17 protein-coding genes, 2 tRNA genes and 2 rRNA genes are annotated in these 17,282 nt (G+C 65.9%); 13 read left to right on the forward strand and 8 right to left on the reverse strand.

The genetic code is table 11. From position 1 onward, the window contains the following. The first annotated feature begins 204 nt into the window (after positions 1–204). The 4 genes from J5F18_RS03285 to rrf all read left to right on the forward strand — a co-directional run bounded on the left by J5F18_RS03285 (position 205) and on the right by rrf (position 3,945). Positions 205–281: transfer RNA gene (locus J5F18_RS03285), tRNA-Ile, on the forward strand. A 193-nt stretch (positions 282–474) separates the two neighbouring features. Further along, positions 475–550: transfer RNA gene (locus J5F18_RS03290), tRNA-Ala, on the forward strand. Positions 551–859: 309 nt separating this feature from the next. Further along, a 23S ribosomal RNA gene (locus J5F18_RS03295) occupies positions 860–3,748 on the forward strand. A gap of 81 nt (positions 3,749–3,829) precedes the next feature. After that, positions 3,830–3,945: ribosomal RNA gene (gene rrf / locus J5F18_RS03300) — 5S ribosomal RNA — on the forward strand. 294 nt (positions 3,946–4,239) lie between these two features. Here rrf and J5F18_RS03305 read toward each other — a convergent pair. Beyond that, positions 4,240–4,647 (reverse strand): VOC family protein, encoded by a 408-nt coding sequence (locus J5F18_RS03305; protein ID WP_346300916.1) that lies wholly within the window; start codon positions 4,645–4,647, stop codon positions 4,240–4,242. A 65-nt stretch (positions 4,648–4,712) separates the two neighbouring features. After that, on the reverse strand, positions 4,713–5,768 hold the full coding sequence (gene hisC / locus J5F18_RS03310; protein ID WP_346300917.1) for a histidinol-phosphate transaminase: 1,056 nt from the start codon (positions 5,766–5,768) through the stop codon (positions 4,713–4,715). Between the two features lie 122 nt (positions 5,769–5,890). Here hisC and J5F18_RS03315 point away from each other — a divergent pair, with 122 nt between their 5' ends. The 5 genes from J5F18_RS03315 to mnmH all read left to right on the forward strand — a co-directional run bounded on the left by J5F18_RS03315 (position 5,891) and on the right by mnmH (position 11,081). Further along, positions 5,891–6,787, forward strand: a complete 897-nt coding sequence (locus tag J5F18_RS03315) for an AEC family transporter (protein WP_346300918.1) — start codon at positions 5,891–5,893, stop codon at positions 6,785–6,787. Positions 6,788–6,893: 106 nt separating this feature from the next. Beyond that, positions 6,894–7,343, forward strand: a complete 450-nt coding sequence (locus J5F18_RS03320; protein WP_346300919.1) for a copper resistance protein NlpE N-terminal domain-containing protein — start codon at positions 6,894–6,896, stop codon at positions 7,341–7,343. A gap of 100 nt (positions 7,344–7,443) precedes the next feature. Continuing rightward, on the forward strand, positions 7,444–8,823 hold the full coding sequence (radA, locus tag J5F18_RS03325; RefSeq protein WP_346300920.1) for a DNA repair protein RadA: 1,380 nt from the start codon (positions 7,444–7,446) through the stop codon (positions 8,821–8,823). A gap of 93 nt (positions 8,824–8,916) precedes the next feature. Then, positions 8,917–9,954: a selenide, water dikinase SelD gene (gene selD, locus J5F18_RS03330; RefSeq protein WP_346300921.1), complete on the forward strand. Its 1,038-nt coding sequence runs from the start codon at positions 8,917–8,919 to the stop codon at positions 9,952–9,954. Then, positions 9,951–11,081: a tRNA 2-selenouridine(34) synthase MnmH gene (gene mnmH, locus J5F18_RS03335; protein WP_346300922.1), complete on the forward strand. Its 1,131-nt coding sequence runs from the start codon at positions 9,951–9,953 to the stop codon at positions 11,079–11,081. Before selD ends, mnmH begins: the two co-directional genes overlap by 4 nt. A 41-nt stretch (positions 11,082–11,122) precedes the next feature. Here mnmH and J5F18_RS03340 read toward each other — a convergent pair whose 3' ends face one another. Further along, complete coding sequence (locus tag J5F18_RS03340; RefSeq protein ID WP_346300923.1) at positions 11,123–11,818, reverse strand: type 1 glutamine amidotransferase; 696 nt, start codon at positions 11,816–11,818, stop codon at positions 11,123–11,125. Positions 11,819–11,869: 51 nt separating this feature from the next. Between J5F18_RS03340 and J5F18_RS03345 the strand changes: the two genes are divergently transcribed. Together J5F18_RS03345 and J5F18_RS03350 are read left to right on the forward strand one after the other, a co-directional pair. Beyond that, a complete protein-coding gene (locus tag J5F18_RS03345; RefSeq protein WP_346300924.1) occupies positions 11,870–12,163 on the forward strand; it encodes an MGMT family protein in 294 nt (97 codons plus the stop codon). 25 nt (positions 12,164–12,188) lie between these two features. Next, positions 12,189–12,782 (forward strand): YjaG family protein, encoded by a 594-nt coding sequence (locus tag J5F18_RS03350; RefSeq protein WP_346300925.1) that lies wholly within the window; start codon positions 12,189–12,191, stop codon positions 12,780–12,782. On the opposite strand, the gene J5F18_RS03355 is transcribed toward J5F18_RS03350, so the two are convergent. The 5 genes from J5F18_RS03355 to hisB all read right to left on the reverse strand — a co-directional run bounded on the left by J5F18_RS03355 (position 12,779) and on the right by hisB (position 16,245). Continuing rightward, positions 12,779–13,312 (reverse strand): hypothetical protein, encoded by a 534-nt coding sequence (locus tag J5F18_RS03355; protein WP_346300926.1) that lies wholly within the window; start codon positions 13,310–13,312, stop codon positions 12,779–12,781. The two genes, J5F18_RS03350 and J5F18_RS03355, sit on opposite strands and share 4 nt — an antisense overlap. A gap of 20 nt (positions 13,313–13,332) precedes the next feature. Next, positions 13,333–14,106 carry an imidazole glycerol phosphate synthase subunit HisF gene (gene hisF / locus J5F18_RS03360; RefSeq protein WP_346300927.1) on the reverse strand — a complete coding sequence of 258 codons (774 nt, stop codon included), beginning with the start codon at positions 14,104–14,106 and terminating at the stop codon, positions 13,333–13,335. 1 nt (position 14,107) lies between these two features. Continuing rightward, on the reverse strand, positions 14,108–14,857 hold the full coding sequence (hisA, locus tag J5F18_RS03365; RefSeq protein WP_346300928.1) for a 1-(5-phosphoribosyl)-5-[(5-phosphoribosylamino)methylideneamino]imidazole-4-carboxamide isomerase: 750 nt from the start codon (positions 14,855–14,857) through the stop codon (positions 14,108–14,110). Positions 14,858–14,978: 121 nt separating this feature from the next. Continuing rightward, on the reverse strand, positions 14,979–15,620 hold the full coding sequence (gene hisH, locus J5F18_RS03370) for an imidazole glycerol phosphate synthase subunit HisH (protein WP_346300929.1): 642 nt from the start codon (positions 15,618–15,620) through the stop codon (positions 14,979–14,981). Positions 15,621–15,651: 31 nt separating this feature from the next. Beyond that, complete coding sequence (gene hisB, locus J5F18_RS03375) at positions 15,652–16,245, reverse strand: imidazoleglycerol-phosphate dehydratase HisB (RefSeq protein WP_346300930.1); 594 nt, start codon at positions 16,243–16,245, stop codon at positions 15,652–15,654. A gap of 190 nt (positions 16,246–16,435) precedes the next feature. On the opposite strand from hisB, the gene J5F18_RS03380 reads away from it, so the two are divergent. Then, a complete protein-coding gene (locus J5F18_RS03380) occupies positions 16,436–16,888 on the forward strand; it encodes an acetyl-CoA sensor PanZ family protein (protein ID WP_346300931.1) in 453 nt (150 codons plus the stop codon). Next, on the forward strand, positions 16,885–17,282 hold a 398-nt coding region (locus J5F18_RS03385; protein ID WP_346300932.1), incomplete at its 3' end, for an AsmA family protein. The genes J5F18_RS03380 and J5F18_RS03385, both read left to right, overlap by 4 nt.

Genomic DNA, 17,282 nt, shown 5'->3' on the forward strand with positions numbered 1-17,282 from the left:
GAAGTGGTTAGCCTAACTTCGGAGGGCGATCACCACGGTGTGGTTCATGACTGGGGTGAAGTCGTAACAAGGTAGCCGTAGGGGAACCTGCGGCTGGATCACCTCCTTATCGACGACGTCACCGACCGTCGGCAAGTGCTCACAATGAATTACCTGATCGACCAGAGCAAAAGACTGTTTGGGTATAGGCCCAGCGTGACCGATGGGTCTGTAGCTCAGTTGGTTAGAGCGCACCCCTGATAAGGGTGAGGTCGGCAGTTCAAATCTGCCCAGACCCACCATTCTCTGAACGGCCGGGTAGCGCAGTTGCTTAGAGCGTACCCCCGGAAGTTTTGTAAAGAGAAGGGTGAGGTCGCGGGGTTTATTCAAATCTGCCCAGACCCACCAAATTTGCAGTGATACTGCGTTGCTCCGATACTCGCATAGCAGGCTATGCGTCGCATCGAAGCGCCTTGTCTCACACAAATTGCTTTCGGGGCCATAGCTCAGCTGGGAGAGCGCCTGCCTTGCACGCAGGAGGTCAGCGGTTCGATCCCGCTTGGCTCCACCAAACTTCCTGATGCGTCGTTGAAAGCCTCCTCGCATAGCATACTATGCGTCGTCGCCTTTCGCCTTGCCTCAGATCGTTTGGCTTCGCCACTCACCACAGTCTTACCTGATCGGATCCGCAGTCATAAGCCAGCATCGCCGCTTGCGATGTCAGGTTTATGACTGTCGATTGACAGTCGCTCTTTAACAATGTGAATCATGCTGACAAACGTTCCTTCCTGGAGAGATTCAGGAAGAACATGAGATACGTCTCAAGCGTATCCGGCAATTGTCAAACTGTCATCGCGGATCAGACCCCTTGGGGTTATATGGTCAAGCGATGAAGCGCACACGGTGGATGCCTAGGCAGCCAGAGGCGATGAAAGACGTGGAAGCCTGCGATAAGGCTCGGCGAGGTGGCAAACGACCTGTGACCCGGGCATTTCTGAATGGGGAAACCCACCCTGCACAAGCAGGGTATCCTGCACTGAATCCATAGGTGTTAGGAGGCGAACCGGGGGAACTGAAACATCTAAGTACCCCGAGGAAAAGAAATCAACCGAGATTCCCCCAGTAGCGGCGAGCGAACGGGGACCAGCCCTTAAGCATGAGACTGATTAGACGAACGCGCTGGGAAGCGCGGCCATAGTGGGTGATAGCCCCGTAGTCGAAAATCTGATCATGTGAAATCGAGTAGGTCGGGGCACGTGAAACCTTGACTGAACATGGGGGGACCATCCTCCAAGGCTAAATACTCCTGGCTGACCGATAGTGAACCAGTACCGTGAGGGAAAGGCGAAAAGAACCCCGGCGAGGGGAGTGAAATAGATCCTGAAACCGTGTGCGTACAAGCAGTGGGAGCCGACGTGTTCGGTGACTGCGTACCTTTTGTATAATGGGTCAGCGACTTATTTTCAGTGGCGAGCTTAACCGAATAGGGGAGGCGTAGGGAAACCGAGTCTTAACTGGGCGACCAGTCGCTGGGAATAGACCCGAAACCGGGCGATCTATCCATGAGCAGGTTGAAGGTTGAGTAACATCAACTGGAGGACCGAACCAGGATCTGTTGAAAAAGATTTGGATGACTTGTGGATCGGAGTGAAAGGCTAATCAAGCCCGGAGATAGCTGGTTCTCCTCGAAAGCTATTTAGGTAGCGCCTCACGTATCACCGCCGGGGGTAGAGCACTGTTTCGGCTAGGGGGTCATCCCGACTTACCAACCCGAGGCAAACTCCGAATACCGGTGAGTGCCAGCGTGGGAGACACACAGCGGGTGCTAACGTCCGTTGTGAAAAGGGAAACAACCCAGACCGTCAGCTAAGGTCCCCAAATCCTGGTTAAGTGGGAAACGATGTGGGAAGGCTCAGACAGCTAGGAGGTTGGCTTAGAAGCAGCCATCCTTTAAAGAAAGCGTAATAGCTCACTAGTCGAGTCGGCCTGCGCGGAAGATGTAACGGGGCTCAAACCAGGTACCGAAGCTACGGGTTCGTCGAATGACGAGCGGTAGAGGAGCGTCGTGTAAGCCGACGAAGGTGAGTCGAGAGGCTTGCTGGAGGTATCACGAGTGCGAATGCTGACATGAGTAACGACAAGGGGAGTGAAAAACTCCCCCGCCGGAAGACCAAGGGTTTCTGTTCGACGCTAATCGGAGCAGAGTGAGTCGGCCCCTAAGGCGAGGCCGAAAGGCGTAGTCGATGGGAAACGGGTCAATATTCCCGTACCTCACTGTATTGCGATGGGGGGACGAAGAAGGCTAGGTGAGCCAGGCGTTGGTTGTCCTGGTGAAAGCCAGTAGGCTGGGATCTCAGGCAAATCCGGGATCCTAAGGCCGAGAGGCGAGACGAACGGGCTACGGCCCGGAAGTCATCGATGCCACGCTTCCAGGAAAAGCCTCTAAGCTTCAGATACAGTGGGACCGTACCCCAAACCGACACAGGTGGTCAGGTAGAGAATACCCAGGCGCTTGAGAGAACTCGGGTGAAGGAACTAGGCAAAATGGTGCCGTAACTTCGGGAGAAGGCACGCCGCGTTAGTGTGAAGGGACTCGCTCCCGGAGCACGAGGCGGTCGAAGATACCAGGTGGCTGCAACTGTTTATTAAAAACACAGCACTCTGCAAACGCGCAAGCGGACGTATAGGGTGTGACGCCTGCCCGGTGCCGGAAGGTTAATTGATGGTGTTAGCGCAAGCGAAGCTCCTGATCGAAGCCCCGGTAAACGGCGGCCGTAACTATAACGGTCCTAAGGTAGCGAAATTCCTTGTCGGGTAAGTTCCGACCTGCACGAATGGCGTAATGATGGCCACGCTGTCTCCACCCGAGACTCAGTGAAATTGAAATCGCCGTGAAGATGCGGTGTACCCGCGGCTAGACGGAAAGACCCCGTGAACCTTTACTATAGCTTCACACTGGACGCTGATGTTGCTTGTGTAGGATAGCTGGGAGGCTTGGAAACCCGGACGCCAGTTCGGGTGGAGCCAACCTTGAAATACCAGCCTGGCATCATTGGCGTTCTAACTCAGGTCCGTGATCCGGATCGAGGACCGTGTGTGGTGGGTAGTTTGACTGGGGCGGTCTCCTCCCAAAGCGTAACGGAGGAGCACGAAGGTACCCTCAGCACGGTTGGAAATCGTGCAGTGAGTGCAAGAGCATAAGGGTGCTTGACTGCGAGACAGACACGTCGAGCAGGTACGAAAGTAGGTTCTAGTGATCCGGTGGTTCTGTATGGAAGGGCCATCGCTCAACGGATAAAAGGTACTCCGGGGATAACAGGCTGATACCGCCCAAGAGTTCACATCGACGGCGGTGTTTGGCACCTCGATGTCGGCTCATCACATCCTGGGGCTGAAGTCGGTCCCAAGGGTATGGCTGTTCGCCATTTAAAGTGGTACGCGAGCTGGGTTTAGAACGTCGTGAGACAGTTCGGTCCCTATCTGCCGTGGGCGTTGGAAGTTTGAGAAGAGCTGCTCCTAGTACGAGAGGACCGGAGTGGACGCACCTCTGGTGTTCCGGTTGTCACGCCAGTGGCATTGCCGGGTAGCTATGTGCGGACGGGATAACCGCTGAAAGCATCTAAGCGGGAAGCCCCCTTCAAGATGAGACTTCCCCGAGGCCTTGAGCCTCCTGAAGGGCCCAGCGAGACCAGCTGGTTGATAGGTCGGGTGTGGAAGCGCTGCAAGGCGTTGAGCTAACCGATACTAATGGCCCGTGAGGCTTGACCATATAACACCCAAGCGGTCTGTCGATGACAGAGGACGGCCGGGTACGCGAGACGTATCGCCAGCATGATTCACCCCCTTTTCGCCTGACGACCATAGCGAGCGTGAACCACCTGATCCCATGCCGAACTCAGCAGTGAAACCGCTCAGCGCCGATGGTAGTGTGGGGTCTCCCCATGTGAGAGTAGGTCATCGTCAGGCATTTATAGCGAGAAAACCCCGGGCATGCAGATGTTCGGGGTTTTTTCATGGACAGGGGGAAACCCCGCGCTTTCTTCGTGGGGCCGCTTCGCGGTCCGGCCCCTCGCCGGCTCGGGGCGTTCGACCGCCCTCGCGGCGGTGCCGCGAAGGGCCGGGCGGTCTCACCCCCATGTGAGAGTACCGGGACGCCGACCGCCGGGAGGCCGGCCCGGCCATCGTCAGGCATTTATACTGAAAAGCCCCGTGTTCGAAAGAGCGCGGGGCTTTTCGCGTCTTCGGGCCGGCGAGAGTGACTCACGCTTTCACTTCGTAGAGCTCAATAGGGGTGCCGTCGGGATCGCCGAGAAAGGTGAAGCGGGCACCGGTCAGTTCGTCGACGCGGATAGGTTCCGGCTGGGCACCACGTGCCTCCAGGAGGGCGACGCAGGCGTCGAGATCCGGGGTCGCCAGGGCGAGATGACGTAGTCCGCAGGCTTCCGGGTAACTCAGGCGCGCCGGTGGCTCCGGGAAGGAGAAGAGCTCCAACTGGATGCCGCCCGGGAGCCTGAGGTCCAGCTTGTGGCTGTCGCGTTCGGCTCGGTAAGTCTCGCAGAGGATCTCGGCATCCAGTACCTCGAGGTAAAAGCGCTTGGCACGGGGGTAGTCGGCGGTGATCAGGGCGATATGGTGGACGCCCGAGAGCGGTAGGGAGGACTGGGTCATCGGTAGCTCCGGAAATGGCAAGGGCGCCAGGAGGCGCCCTTGCTGAGACCAGCGGATGAGATCGCTCAGCGGCAGAGGGTCTCGAGGGTCTCGATCAGGCTGTCCATCTCGTCGTCGGTGCCGATGGTGATGCGCAGGAAGTCGCGCAGCGTCTCGGTATTGAAGTGGCGCACCAGGATGCCGCGTTCGCGAAGCCCGGCGAACAGCTGTGGGGTATCGTGCTCCGGGTGGGTGACCAGCACGAAGTTGGCCTGGGAGGGCAGGACGCGGAAGCCGAGTTTCTCCAGCCGAGTGCGGATGCGTTCACGGGTGGTGATTACCTTCTCGCGGCACGCCTCGAAGTGCTCGTGGTCCTCCAGGGCGGCAATGGCCACGGTGCTGGCCAGGCTGTCGACGGGGTAGGAGTTGAAGGAGTCCTTGACCCGCGTGAGGCCCTCGATCAGTTCCTGCGAGCCGACCGCGTAGCCGAGCCGTAGGCCGGCCAGGCTGCGTGACTTGGAGAAGGTGCCGGTGACCAGCAGGTTGGGGTGGTGTTCCACCAGCGGAATGGCGCTCTCGCCGCCGAAATCCACGTAGGCCTCGTCCACCAGCACCACGCAGTCGGTCACCCGAGAGAGCAGTTCGGCGATGGCCTCGCGCCCGTGGCCGTGGCCGGTGGGGGCGTTGGGATTGGCGAAGATGGCCCCGCCGCTCTCCCGGGAGAAGGCCGCCAGGTCCACCTCATGAGCCGATGTCAGCGGCAGGGCGCGCCGCTCGACGCCATAGAGTCGGCAGTAGACCGGGTAGAAACTGTAGGTGATCTCCGGCATCTCCAGCGGACGCTCCTGGCAGAAGAAGGCCTGGAAGGCCAGTGCCAGCACCTCGTCGGAGCCGTTGCCCACGAAGACCTGCTCGGCGGTGACGTCGAATTCCCGGGCTAGTGCCTCACGCAGTGCACGGGATTCCGGATCAGGGTAGAGACGCAGGTGGTCGGTGGGGTAGTCACGCAGCACGCTACCGACACCGGGGGCGGGCGGATAGGGGTTCTCGTTGGTGTTCAGCTTGATCAGGCGCTCGCGGGGCTGCTCGCCGGGGACATAGGGCGTCAGCTCGCGCACCCTGGGGCTCCAGAACTGGCTCATGGTCACTCGCTTGGTGTCAAGGGTAGGGTCTGGGACCATGGTGACCTGCCCGAGGCGGCCGCGCAAGCCGGCGCCATGCTAGCCTGTGGAGCATTCGCCATTTCGAATCCAATGAGACTCCCATGACCGCCCAGATCCTCGCCACCCTGCTGCCGGTGTTCCTGATCGCCGGCTGCGGTACCCTCTATGGCCGCTTTCGGACGCCGGACATCCGCAGCATCAACACCCTCAACATGGAGCTGTTCGTGCCCATGCTGGTGTTTGCGGTACTGGCCGACGGCCAGGCGCCGTTGGAGGAGTATGTGGGGCTGGCGATCGGTGGCGCGGTGATCGTGGTGGGTTCCGGCGTGCTGCTCTGGCCGCTGGTGAGGTGGCTCAGGCTGGAGCCCAAGACCTTCCTGCCGCCGATGATGTTCAACAACTCCGGCAACATGGGGATCCCGCTGCTGCTGCTGGCCTTCGGCGAGGCGGCGCTGCCCGCGGCGATAGTGCTGTTCATCGTCGAGATGCTGCTGCACTTTTCGCTGGGACTCTGGATGCTCAGTCCCCGAACGCCCCTGTGGCGCATCCTGCGCATGCCCATCGTGCTGGCCAGTATCGCCGGTCTGACGGTCAACCTGGCCGGGGTGGCGCTGCCGGGCTGGCTGCTGGAAGCCCTGCATATGCTGGGCGGGGTCTGCATCCCGCTGTTGCTGTTCGCCCTGGGCGTGCGCATGCTGGACATCGACTTCGGGGACTGGAAGACCGGCATCCTGGGGGCGGTGCTCTGCCCGCTCTCGGGCCTGGTGCTCGCCGTGCCGCTGATCTGGCTGCTTGGGCTCTCCGGCCTTCAGGCCGCGGCGCTCTGGGTGTTTGCCGCCCTGCCACCGGCGGTGCTCAACTACCTGGTTGCCGAGCAGTACCGCCAGGAGCCCCACAAGGTGGCCTCGCTGGTGCTGATCGGCAACCTGGGGGCGCTGGTGGTGATGCCGCTGGTGCTGGCCCTGGTGTTCGCCCACGTGCATCCGGGGACGGGCTGAGGGAACCCCGCTCCGTTCGGGCTGTCCGCTGATATCATGAGCGGTTATGCTGTCACACAGGTCGCCGTGGTCCACGGCGCCATGCTTATTGCTTAGGAGGACACACATGCAAATCAGGACCCTGCTCGCCGGAACGGCCCTGCTCGCCCTGCTGGCCGGCTGCGCCGCCGGCCCGGCTCCCGGTCCCGAGGCTCCCGGCGTGGACGTCGCCGAGATGCGCTATCAGGGCACCCTGCCGTGCCGCAACTGCGACGGCATCGACCTCGACGTCCTGTTGCAGGGTGACGAGCAGAGCCAGCCGGAAGAGCGCACCTTCACCCTTCAGGCCGCCTACCGCGAGCATCCCCAGGATCCGCCGGACGAGAACTACGCGGGCAACTGGGAAGTGCTCAGCGGTACTGCCACCGACCCGAACGCCACCGTCTATGAGTTGACGCCGGACGGCGAGGGCCAGATCTACTACTTCCTGCGCCTTGACGAACGCACTTTGGAACTGATCGACCCCCAGCGTCGCCGCTTCCAGAACAGCGAGATGCTGCAGCTGCAGCGTCTGTAATCCCCCCGCGGAGCATCACCCTGGGGCGGCCACCGGGCCGCCCCAGGCGTTTGTGGCCTGCCAGGATGCTCACCCATCGAATCCCGAGAAGCGAGGAGTCATGGCCAAGGCAAAGAGCGCCTTCGTCTGCACCGAATGCGGCGCCGAATACCGCAAGTGGCAGGGGCAGTGCACGAGCTGCCAGGAGTGGAACACCCTCAGCGAAGTGCGCCTGGCGGCGGCGCGCCCGGGGGCGTCCACGCTCGGTTCTGGCGCCGGCCGCAGCGGCTATGCGGGAGCCCTGAGCCGCGAGGTGGTGGATCTCGCCAATGTGGACCTCTCCGAGGTGCCCAGGCTCTCCTCCACCTTCGGCGAGTTCGATCGGGTTCTGGGCGGCGGTCTGGTGCCGGGCTCTGCGGTGCTGCTGGGAGGCCACCCCGGGGCCGGCAAGTCGACCCTGCTATTGCAGACCGCCTGCAAGCTGGCCCAGTCGCGCCGTGTGCTCTACGTCACCGGCGAGGAGTCGCTCTCCCAGGTGGCGATGCGCGCCCACCGTCTGCAGCTGCCGGTCCAGGGGTTGAAGATGCTGGCCGAGACCAGCGTCGAGACCATCCTCGCCGTGGCCGAGCGCGAGCGACCGGAGATTCTGGTGATCGATTCCATCCAGACCATGCACCTGGAGGATGTCGCCTCGGCGCCGGGCGGGGTGGCCCAGGTGCGCGAGTCGGCGGCGGCCCTGACCCGCTTCGCCAAGCAGAGTAACACCGTGCTGCTGCTGGTGGGACACGTCACCAAGGATGGCACCCTGGCCGGCCCCAAAGTGCTCGAGCACATGATCGACGCCTCGCTGCTGCTGGAGGGCGGGGCCGACTCCCGCTTCCGGACCCTGCGCGGCCAGAAGAATCGCTTCGGGGCGGTCAACGAACTGGGGGTCTTTGCCATGCTCGAGCACGGCCTCAAGGAGGTGAAGAACCCCAGCGCCATCTTCCTCTCCCGGGCCGAAGAGCAGTCGCCGGGCAGCCTGGTGATGGTGGTCTGGGAGGGCTCCCGGCCGATCCTGGTGGAGGTGCAGGCACTGCTCGATGACTCCCCACTGGGCAACCCCCGCCGGGTCGCCGTGGGCCTCGACCAGAACCGGCTGGCCATGCTGCTGGCCGTGCTGCACCGGCATGGCGGGCTCTTCACCGGCGATCAGGATGTCTTCCTCAACGTGGTGGGGGGCGTGAAGGTGCTGGAGACCAGTGCCGATCTTGCCGTGCTGCTGGCGGTGGTCTCCAGTCTGCAGAGCCGGCCGCTGCCTCGGGAGCTGGTGGTATTCGGCGAGGTGGGGCTCGCCGGCGAGATCCGTCCGGTGCCCAGCGGACAGGAGCGCATCGTCGAGGCAGCCAAGCACGGTTTCACCCGCGCCATCGTGCCGCGGGCCAACGCGCCGAAGGCCTCGCCCCCGGGCATGGAGGTGGTCGCGGTCGACAGGCTCGCCGAGGCCCTGGAGGCCCTGTGAGCCTGACGCTCGGACGGGGCCGGTCCGGCGACTGGGCTCCTGGGCCCGCTGCCTTGATGTAGAATAGTTACAATGCTTGCCAAGGAGATCCCGATGAGCGCCATCCGCCTCACTCAGTACAGCCACGGCGCCGGCTGTGGCTGCAAGATCGCCCCCGACGTGCTTGACGGCATCCTCGCCAAGGCCGGCCCGGGTGCCACCCACTCGCGACTGATCGTCGGCAGCCAGGGGCGCGAGGATGCCGCCGTCTATGACCTGGGCGACGGCCGCGGCATGATCGCCACTACCGACTTCTTCATGCCCATCGTCGACGACCCCTTCGACTTCGGGCGCATCGCCGCCACCAACGCCATCAGCGATGTCTATGCCATGGGCGGTACCCCGGTGATGGCGCTCGGCATCCTAGGCTGGCCCCTGGACAAGCTTTCCGCCGAGGTGGCCGGGGATGTGCTGGCCGGCGCCCAGGCGGTATGCCGGGAGCTTGGCCTGGCGCTGGCCGGTGGCCACTCCATCGACGCTCCGGAGCCGATCTTCGGGCTGGCGGTGAATGGCCTGGTAGAGCTCGAGCACCTCAAGCTCAACAAGGGAGCGAAGCCCGGCGACCTGCTGTTCCTGACCAAGCCGCTGGGGGTGGGCATGCTCACCACCGCCGAGAAGCAGGGGCTGCTGGAGCCGGGCCACCAGGGGCTGGCCCGTGAGACCATGCTCAGGTCCAACCGCATCGGCGTGGCGCTGGCGAAGGTGAAGGGGGTCAACGCCATGACCGACGTCACCGGCTTCGGCCTGGCGGGCCACCTGGCCGAGGTGTGCGCGGCCAGCGGGGTGGCGGCACGGGTGGACTTCCGCCGCCTGCCGCGTCTCGCCGAGGCCGAGGCCTACCGCCGCCAGGGCGCGGTGCCGGGCGGCACCCTGCGCAACCGTCAGGCCCTGGGCGACAGCCTGCCGGAGATGGACGAGGTTCACTGGCAGTGGCTGTGCGATCCGCAGACCTCGGGGGGCCTGCTGCTCTCGGTGGACCCCGCCTGGGAGGATGACGTGGAACGCATCGGCCGCGAGCACGGCATCGCGCTCGCTCCCTTCGGCCAGGTGGTCAAGGCCGAGGGGCCGGCGCTGATCGAGGTAAAGGGGTGAGCGAGCTGCCGCTGGTCGAGCCGGACCTCGCCCTGCTGCGCGAGAAGCGGGTGCTGATCGACGTGCGTGCCCCGGTGGAGTTCGCCCAGGGCGCGCTGCCCGGGGCGGTCAACCTGCCGCTGATGGACGACGAGGAGCGCCGCCGGGTCGGCATCGAGTACAAGCGGCACGGCCAGCAGGCGGCCATCGCGCTCGGCCAGCGGCTGGTCGACGGTAGCATCAGGCACAGCCGTGTGGCCGCCTGGCTGACGGCGCTGGAGGCGCACCCCGACGCCATCGTCTACTGCTTTCGCGGCGGGCTGCGCTCGCAGATCGCCCAGCAATGGATCGGCGAGGCGGGCATCGTCCGGCCGCGCCTCCGCGGGGGCTGGAAGGCGATGCGCCAGGCGCTCTGCGCGCGTATCGACGCCGCCGCCGACCAGCCGCTGCTGGTCGTGGGGGGGCTCACCGGCTGCGCCAAGACCGCGCTGATCCAGGCCCTCGACAACGGCCTCGACCTGGAGGGGTGTGCCCGCCACAAGGGGTCGGCCTTCGGCCGCCACCCCTTGCCGGCCCCCAGCCAGATCGACTTCGAGCACGCCATGGGGCTGAGCCTGCTGGCGCTGCCCGGCCCGCTGGTGGTGGAAGACGAGTCGCGCCATATCGGGGCGGCCAACGTGCCGTTCACCTTCTGGCAGGCCATGGAGCAGGCGCCGCGGCTGCGCGTGGAGATGCCCCTGGACTGGCGCCTGGCGCGGATTCACAAGGACTACATCGATGACCTCTGGGAGGTCTACCGGCAGCAGTGCGGGGAGTGGCTGGGCTGGGCGCTGATGCGCAAGCAGCTGGCCGCTTCCCTGGCCCGGCTGCGCAAGCGCCTCGGCGGTGAGCGGCTGGCGCGCCTGCAGCGCCTCCAGCAGCTGGCCTTCCGCGAGCACGCCCGCGGCAACCGCCAGGCCCATGAGGCGTGGCTGGCGCCGCTGCTCACCGAATACTATGACCCTATGTATCGCTACCAGCTGGCCAAGCACCCCGAGCAGCGCTTCCTTCACGTGGGCGACTGGGAGAGCTGTCGCGAGGCGGCCCGGGCGTGGTCGGCTGAGCAGGCGGCACGCGGCCGGGTGACCAGCGCCCGCGCGGCCGGCTGAGCCTCAGCCGGCCCGCTGCTGGCGGGGCGCTTCGCCGGCCTTCAGCGCGTCCATTGACGCAGCCACTGGCTGAGCAGGCGGTCGAGCAGGGGCGCCAGGCGCACGAAGCGCTGGGGGTCGGCCAGCATGGTCTCGCCGGGCTGGGCGTGGGGGCTCTGGCTGGCGCCATCGGGGGCGGAGCCCTGGCTGAGCAGGGTGGCCACGCTCTCTGGCGTGGCCTCCAGGTGGCAGAGCAGCCCCACCACCCGGCCGGCGTCCCAGCTGAAGCCCTGCAGCGGGCTCGCCTTGCTGCCGCCCAGCGCTACGGCATCCTCGGGGAGCGCGAAGACCTCACGGTGCCACATGAAGGCGTCAAACCGCTCGGGCAGGTCCAGCGGGCTCTCCGGCGCCAGGGTGACCGGGTGCCAGCCGGTTTCCGCGAAGGTGCCGCGGGCCGCCACGGCGCCGAGCGCCTCGGCGATCAGCCGCGCGCCGAAGCCGATGCCGAGCAGCGGCTTGTGGCTGTCCAGGGCGCGTGAGATGAGTTTGCGTTCCCCCTTGAGCCAGGGCTGATCCGCCTCGTCCAGCGGGCCGACCGGGCCATCGAGCACCACCAGGGCGTCGCAGTCGGTCAGCCGGGGCGGCGTCTCGCCGGCGTCCAGGTGGAACACCGTATGGCTGTGCCCCATGCTGGAGAGCCAGTCGGCCAGGCGCGCCGGCCCCTGATGGGGGCTGTGCTGTAGCAGGTGAAGATGCATGGGGAACCTCGCCATCGATGGGTAACGACCCGACAGGGGGCGCAAGGGTACATGAAGCCGACGCTGCGTGAACAGATACTGACGGTGCTGGCAGCCATCCCGCCCGGGCGGGTCACCACCTACGGGCGCCTCGCCGCCATGACCGAGGGGGCTACACCTCGGCTGGTGGCCCGCGCCCTGCGCGAGCTACCCGAGGGGCATGACCTGCCCTGGTTTCGGGTCATCACCGCCTCGCGCAAGCTGGCTGACCATCCCGGTACCGTTGAGCAGCGCGAGCGCCTCGCCGAGGAGGGGATCTTGCTGGATGCCCGCGGACGCGCCCCGGCGGAACGCCTCTGGCCGTGAGACATTGATTATTCAAGGAGAGTCCATGAGCGGTTTCTACCAGCGCCTGCAGCGGCTCGAGTCACGTCGCCAGCAGGCCTTCATGGCGGCGCTCTGCGAGCGCCTATTGCCCAACCATGCCTTTTACCATCAGGCCCGCTACGCCCAGACCACCGGCCGGGGCAACCCGCAGGCGCTGCGGGCCATCCTCGACCTGGTGTGGGAACGGCTCGCGGTGAAGGACGCCAGGATCGACTTCGCTCTGCAGGCGGAAAAGCTCGCCGAGCAGGCTCCCTCTGCGGACGACGACAGCTTCGGCGCCCGCCGTGCCTCGGAGGCGGTGGCGGCGCTCTCGGCGCTGCTCGACACCCTGCAGGGCGAGGCGCCGGAGGCAGTGCTGGAGGTGAGCAAGGCCTCGCGTGGTGGCGTGCGCGCCTTCATCGAGCTGACCGAGGGCGAGGAGGACGGCGAGCGCCTGGCAGCGCTGGTGCGCGACCATCCGCTGATGGCGGACGAGAACGACTTCCAGGATGCCGTGCTCGAGGCCGTCGAAGGCCCCCTGGGCCGCGATGAGCTGAAAGCGCTGCGCCGGCTGGGGCGCAACGAGGGCGTCAGCAATCTTGGGCTCTCCCTGGACTAGAAGCGCACCCCGGCGGTGACCATGAGCCCGGCGGCACCGAACACGATCAGGTCGGTCTCCAGGCGCTTCCAGCTGACGCCCACCGAGGGCAGGATGCCCGGGGCGACCTCATAGCGGTTGAAGGGGATCTTGTCGCGGAACTCCCCGCGGTAGCCGTGCAGGGCCCCGGCGGAGAGCTTGGCGCGGATGCGGGTATCGCCGGATTCCCACATCGTCAGCTCGCGGCCCACGTAGAGGTAGTGTGACACCTGGTTGAAGGAGTTCTTGAAGCGCGCGAAGCCGGTGAACCAGAGGTCGGGGTTGTGCAGTTCCACGCCGATCAGCTGCTGGTTGTTGGTGTGCTCCGGGTCCGGACTGAAGTGGTCGGTATAGAGGCTGGTCTGGACCAGCACATGGCCAAGCTCCAGCCGCGGTGGCCAGTCGATGTGATCGCGCCAGCCGCCGGGCGCCTCGGCCGCGGCAAGGGGCGCCAGCGGCGAGGCGCCCAGCAGGGCGGCCAGCAGCAGGGGGAGGTAGCCACGCAGGGGCATGCTGTCGCCAGTCGCCTGTCTCAAAGGCGCATCTCGATACCGCGCTCGGCCATGTAGCGCTTGGCCTCGGGAATGCTGTATTCGCCGAAGTGGAAGATGCTGGCGGCCAGCACCGCATCGGCGCCGCCCTCGCGTACGCCCTCGACCAGATGGTCGAGGTTGCCCACCCCGCCCGAGGCGATCACCGGCACGCTTACCGCGTCGGCGATGGCACGGGTCACCCCCAGGTCGAAGCCGGCCTTGGTGCCGTCGCGGTCCATGCTGGTGAGCAGCAGCTCGCCGGCGCCGTACGCCACCATCTTCTTCGCCCACTCCACGGCGTCCAGGCCGGTGGGGCGGCGCCCGCCGTGGGTGAAGATCTCCCAGCGCGGCGCCTCGCCCTCGGCGGAGACCCGCTTGGCGTCGATGGCCACCACGATGCACTGGCTGCCGAAGCGCTCGGCGGCCTCGCGCACGAACTCCGGGTTGGTCACCGCCGCGGTGTTGATGGAGACCTTGTCGGCGCCGGCGTTGAGCATGGTGCGGATGTCGTCGCAGGTACGGATGCCGCCGCCCACGGTGAGCGGGATGAACACCTCGCCGGCGATGCGCTCGACCATCTCCACCGTGGTGTCACGGTCCTCGTGGCTGGCGGTGATGTCGAGGAAGGTGATCTCGTCGGCGCCCTGCTGGTTGTAGCGCTGGGCGATCTCCACCGGGTCCCCGGCGTCGCGGATGCCGATGAAGTTGACGCCCTTGACCACGCGGCCGGCGTCGACGTCCAGGCAGGGGATGATGCGCTTGGCGAGTCCCATCTCAGGCTCCTTTCGAGGCGGTGAGTTCGTCGCACAGCCGCTGGCCCTCGGCCACGTCCAGGCTGCCCTCGTAGATGGCGCGGCCGGTGATGGCGCCGAGGATCCCCGGCTCGCCGGCGGCCACCAGGGCGCGCAGGTCGTCGAGGTCGGTCACTCCGCCGGAGGCGATCACCGGCAGACCGCCGTCACGGGCAAGTGCAGCAGTGGCCTCCACGTTGACCCCGTTCAGCATGCCGTCGCGGGCGATGTCGGTGTAGACAATGCTGGAGACGCCATCGTCGGCGAAGCGCTTGGCGAGGTCCACGGCCTTCACCTGTGACACCTCTGCCCAGCCGTCGGTGGCCACGAAGCCGTCGCGGGCGTCGAGACCGACGATCACATGGCCCGGGAAAGCGCGGCACATCTCGCCAACGAAGGCCGGCTCCTTGACCGCCTTGGTGCCGATGATGACGTAGCTGACCCCGGCGGCCAGGTAGTGCTCGATGGTCGAGGCCGAGCGAATGCCGCCGCCAATCTGGATCGGAAGCGTAGGCCAGCGCCGGGCGATGGCGGTCACGGCGTCACCGTTGACCGGCTTGCCCTCGAAGGCGCCGTTGAGGTCCACCAGGTGCAGGCGGCGGGCGCCGGCCTTCACCCAGCGCTCGGCCATGGCCACCGGGTCGTCGCCGTAGGAGGTGGCCTCATCCATGCGGCCCTGCTTCAGGCGCACGCACTGGCCGTCCTTGAGATCGATGGCGGGAATCACCAGCATGTCCAGCTCCTTGGGTGCCTCAGCGGGCCCCGGTTGAAAGTCATGGGCGGGGCTGCCGCCCGGTGTGGCGGCCCCGCAGATGTCTGTGTGAACCTCAGGGGCCCCGGTGACCCGGCGCGGCTCAAGGCGCCCAGGTCACAAAGTTCTCGAGCAGCCGCAGACCGGCCCGGGAGCTCTTCTCCGGATGGAACTGCACGGCGAAGGTGGCGTCGCGGCCGATGGCCACGTGGGCCTGGATGCGGCCGTAGTCGGTGGTGCCGAAGACGCTGGCGTCGTCGGCGGCCGCCACGTAGTAGCTGTGCACGAAGTAGAAGTGCTCGTCCTGGTCGATACCGGCCCACAGCGGATGGTCGCGCTGCTGGTGGACCAGGTTCCAGCCCATGTGGGGCACCTTGAGGCGCTGGCCGCGATCGTCGCGCATGTCGGAGGGGAAGCGCTTCACCTCGCCGCCGAGGAAGCCCAGGCAGCGGATGCCGTTGTTCTCCTCGCTGTGGTCCAGCAGCATCTGCTGGCCCACGCAGATGCCCAGCAGCGGCTTCTCCTGGCTGGCCAGCAGCTCTTCCACCAGGCCACGCAGCTCGGTCTTCTCCAGCTCGCCCATGCAATCGCGTATGGCGCCCTGGCCGGGCAGCACCAGGCGGGTGGCGCCGCGGATGCGGCGGGGGTCACGGGTGATCACCACGTTCTCGTGGGTGACGTGCTCCAGTGCCTTGGCGACGGAATGCAGGTTGCCCATCCCGTAGTCGATGACGGCAATGGTCATGAAGCGCTCCTCGTGTGGTCGTGCGGGGGCCTCACAGGCAGCCCTTGGTGGACGGCATCTGACCGGCCATGCGGGGGTCGGGTTCCAGAGCCATGCGCAGCGCGCGGCCGAAGGCCTTGAAGATGGTCTCTGCCTGGTGGTGCGCGTTGAAGCCCTTCAGGTTGTCGATATGCAGGGTGACCATGGCGTGGTTGACGAAGCCCTGGAAGAACTCCCAGAACAACTGGGTATCCAGGCGGCCGATGCTGGCGCGGGTGAACTCGACGTCCATGAACAGCCCCGGGCGACCGGAGAAGTCGACCACCACCCGGGAGAGCGCCTCGTCCAGGGGCACATAGGCGTGGCCGTAGCGGCGGATGCCACGCTTGTCGCCGATGGCGCGGGCAAACGCCTGGCCCAGGGTGATGCCCAGGTCCTCGACGGTGTGGTGGTCGTCGATATGCAGGTCGCCGACGGCCTTGATCTCCAGGTCGACCTGGCCGTGACGCGCCACCTGGTCGAGCATGTGATCGAGGAAGGGGACGCCGGTCTCGCAGGCCAGCCTGCCGCTGCCGTCGAGGTTGACGGTCACGGTGATCTGGGTCTCCTGGGTGTCACGGCTGACCGTGGCGATACGCTCGGACATGTTGCATCTCCAGCGCCTGGGCGCGTGTCGAACGGAGGCCGATGGCGAGCAGCGGCCTGGGATATCGGGGTGACGGCGGGCGGCCCGCTGCCGGGAAGCTGCCATTATAGAGAATCGCCGACCCCATCCGCTACAATGCACCCACTGCATGGCGGCGACCCTCGCCGCCCCGGCCCAGGGAGACCCATCTATGCCGGTGACACTTCACCCCGTCGACCGAGTCGCCTGGGAAGCGGATGCCCAGGCCCAGCTAGATCTCGCGCGCATCTATGCCGATGCCCCCCGGGAGCGTTTGCCGGCGCCCGTGGGGGCCTTCATCCAGGCGCATCTGGCCGCCGGGCACCGCTTCCTCTGCGCGCGCTTCAACGAGCGGCTGATCGGTGCCGTGGCGCAGCGCGATGACAGTGAGGCCTGGTGGATATCGCACTTCTGCGTGCGCAAGACGACCCGGCGGCGCGGCGTCGGGACCCGCCTGATGACCCTGGTGGGCCAGGCGGCGAGCGCCCAGGGCAGGGCGCTGCGTGCCGAGTTGGACCAGCTGCAGATGGCCGATCAGGTGCTGTTGACCCGGCTCGGCTACCGCTTCGAGCGTGAGGGCGACTACTTCGAATTCATCCTGCCCGGCGAATGGGGGTGTCGATGAAGCGCCTGCTGAGCACCCTGCTCGCCGCGATCGGGATCCTCGCCGTGGTGGCCGTGGCCGCCGTGGTCTATGTCACCACTTTCGTCGACCCGGAAGACCTCAAGCCGCGGCTGATCGAGGTGGTACGCGAGCAGAGCGGCCTGGAGCTCGCCCTGGAGGGGCCCCTCACCTGGTCCTTCTACCCACGTCTCGGGGTGGGCGTCGAGAAGGCCGAGGCATGGCTGCCCGACCAGGCGGTGGGCGATGAGGAGTCCTTCGTGGCGTTCCAGCGCGCCGAGGTGAGCCTGGCCTTTGCGCCCCTGCTGCGCGGCGAGATCGCCATCGACGGCCTGACCCTGGACGGCATGCGCCTCAACCTGGAGCGTGACGAGACGGGGCGTGGCAACTGGGAGAC

The organism is Halomonas sp. BM-2019 (assembly GCF_017584085.1).

Bases quoted from the DNA above. Each gene is read 5' to 3' on its own strand.
- J5F18_RS03305 (WP_346300916.1), bottom strand. From the start codon at position 4,647: ATGACCCAGTCCTCCCTACCGCTCTCGGGCGTCCACCATATCGCCCTG.
- J5F18_RS03315 (WP_346300918.1), top strand. From the start codon at position 5,891: ATGACCGCCCAGATCCTCGCCACCCTGCTGCCGGTGTTCCTGATCGCC.
- J5F18_RS03355 (WP_346300926.1), bottom strand. From the start codon at position 13,312: ATGCCCCTGCGTGGCTACCTCCCCCTGCTGCTGGCCGCCCTGCTGGGC.
- J5F18_RS03380 (WP_346300931.1), top strand. From the start codon at position 16,436: ATGCCGGTGACACTTCACCCCGTCGACCGAGTCGCCTGGGAAGCGGAT.
- radA (WP_346300920.1), top strand. From the start codon at position 7,444: ATGGCCAAGGCAAAGAGCGCCTTCGTCTGCACCGAATGCGGCGCCGAA.
- selD (WP_346300921.1), top strand. From the start codon at position 8,917: ATGAGCGCCATCCGCCTCACTCAGTACAGCCACGGCGCCGGCTGTGGC.
- hisH (WP_346300929.1), bottom strand. From the start codon at position 15,620: ATGACCATTGCCGTCATCGACTACGGGATGGGCAACCTGCATTCCGTC.
- hisC (WP_346300917.1), bottom strand. From the start codon at position 5,768: ATGAGCCAGTTCTGGAGCCCCAGGGTGCGCGAGCTGACGCCCTATGTC.
- J5F18_RS03345 (WP_346300924.1), top strand. From the start codon at position 11,870: ATGAAGCCGACGCTGCGTGAACAGATACTGACGGTGCTGGCAGCCATC.
- J5F18_RS03320 (WP_346300919.1), top strand. From the start codon at position 6,894: ATGCAAATCAGGACCCTGCTCGCCGGAACGGCCCTGCTCGCCCTGCTG.
- J5F18_RS03350 (WP_346300925.1), top strand. From the start codon at position 12,189: ATGAGCGGTTTCTACCAGCGCCTGCAGCGGCTCGAGTCACGTCGCCAG.
- hisA (WP_346300928.1), bottom strand. From the start codon at position 14,857: ATGCTGGTGATTCCCGCCATCGATCTCAAGGACGGCCAGTGCGTGCGC.
- hisF (WP_346300927.1), bottom strand. From the start codon at position 14,106: ATGGGACTCGCCAAGCGCATCATCCCCTGCCTGGACGTCGACGCCGGC.
- J5F18_RS03340 (WP_346300923.1), bottom strand. From the start codon at position 11,818: ATGCATCTTCACCTGCTACAGCACAGCCCCCATCAGGGGCCGGCGCGC.
- hisB (WP_346300930.1), bottom strand. From the start codon at position 16,245: ATGTCCGAGCGTATCGCCACGGTCAGCCGTGACACCCAGGAGACCCAG.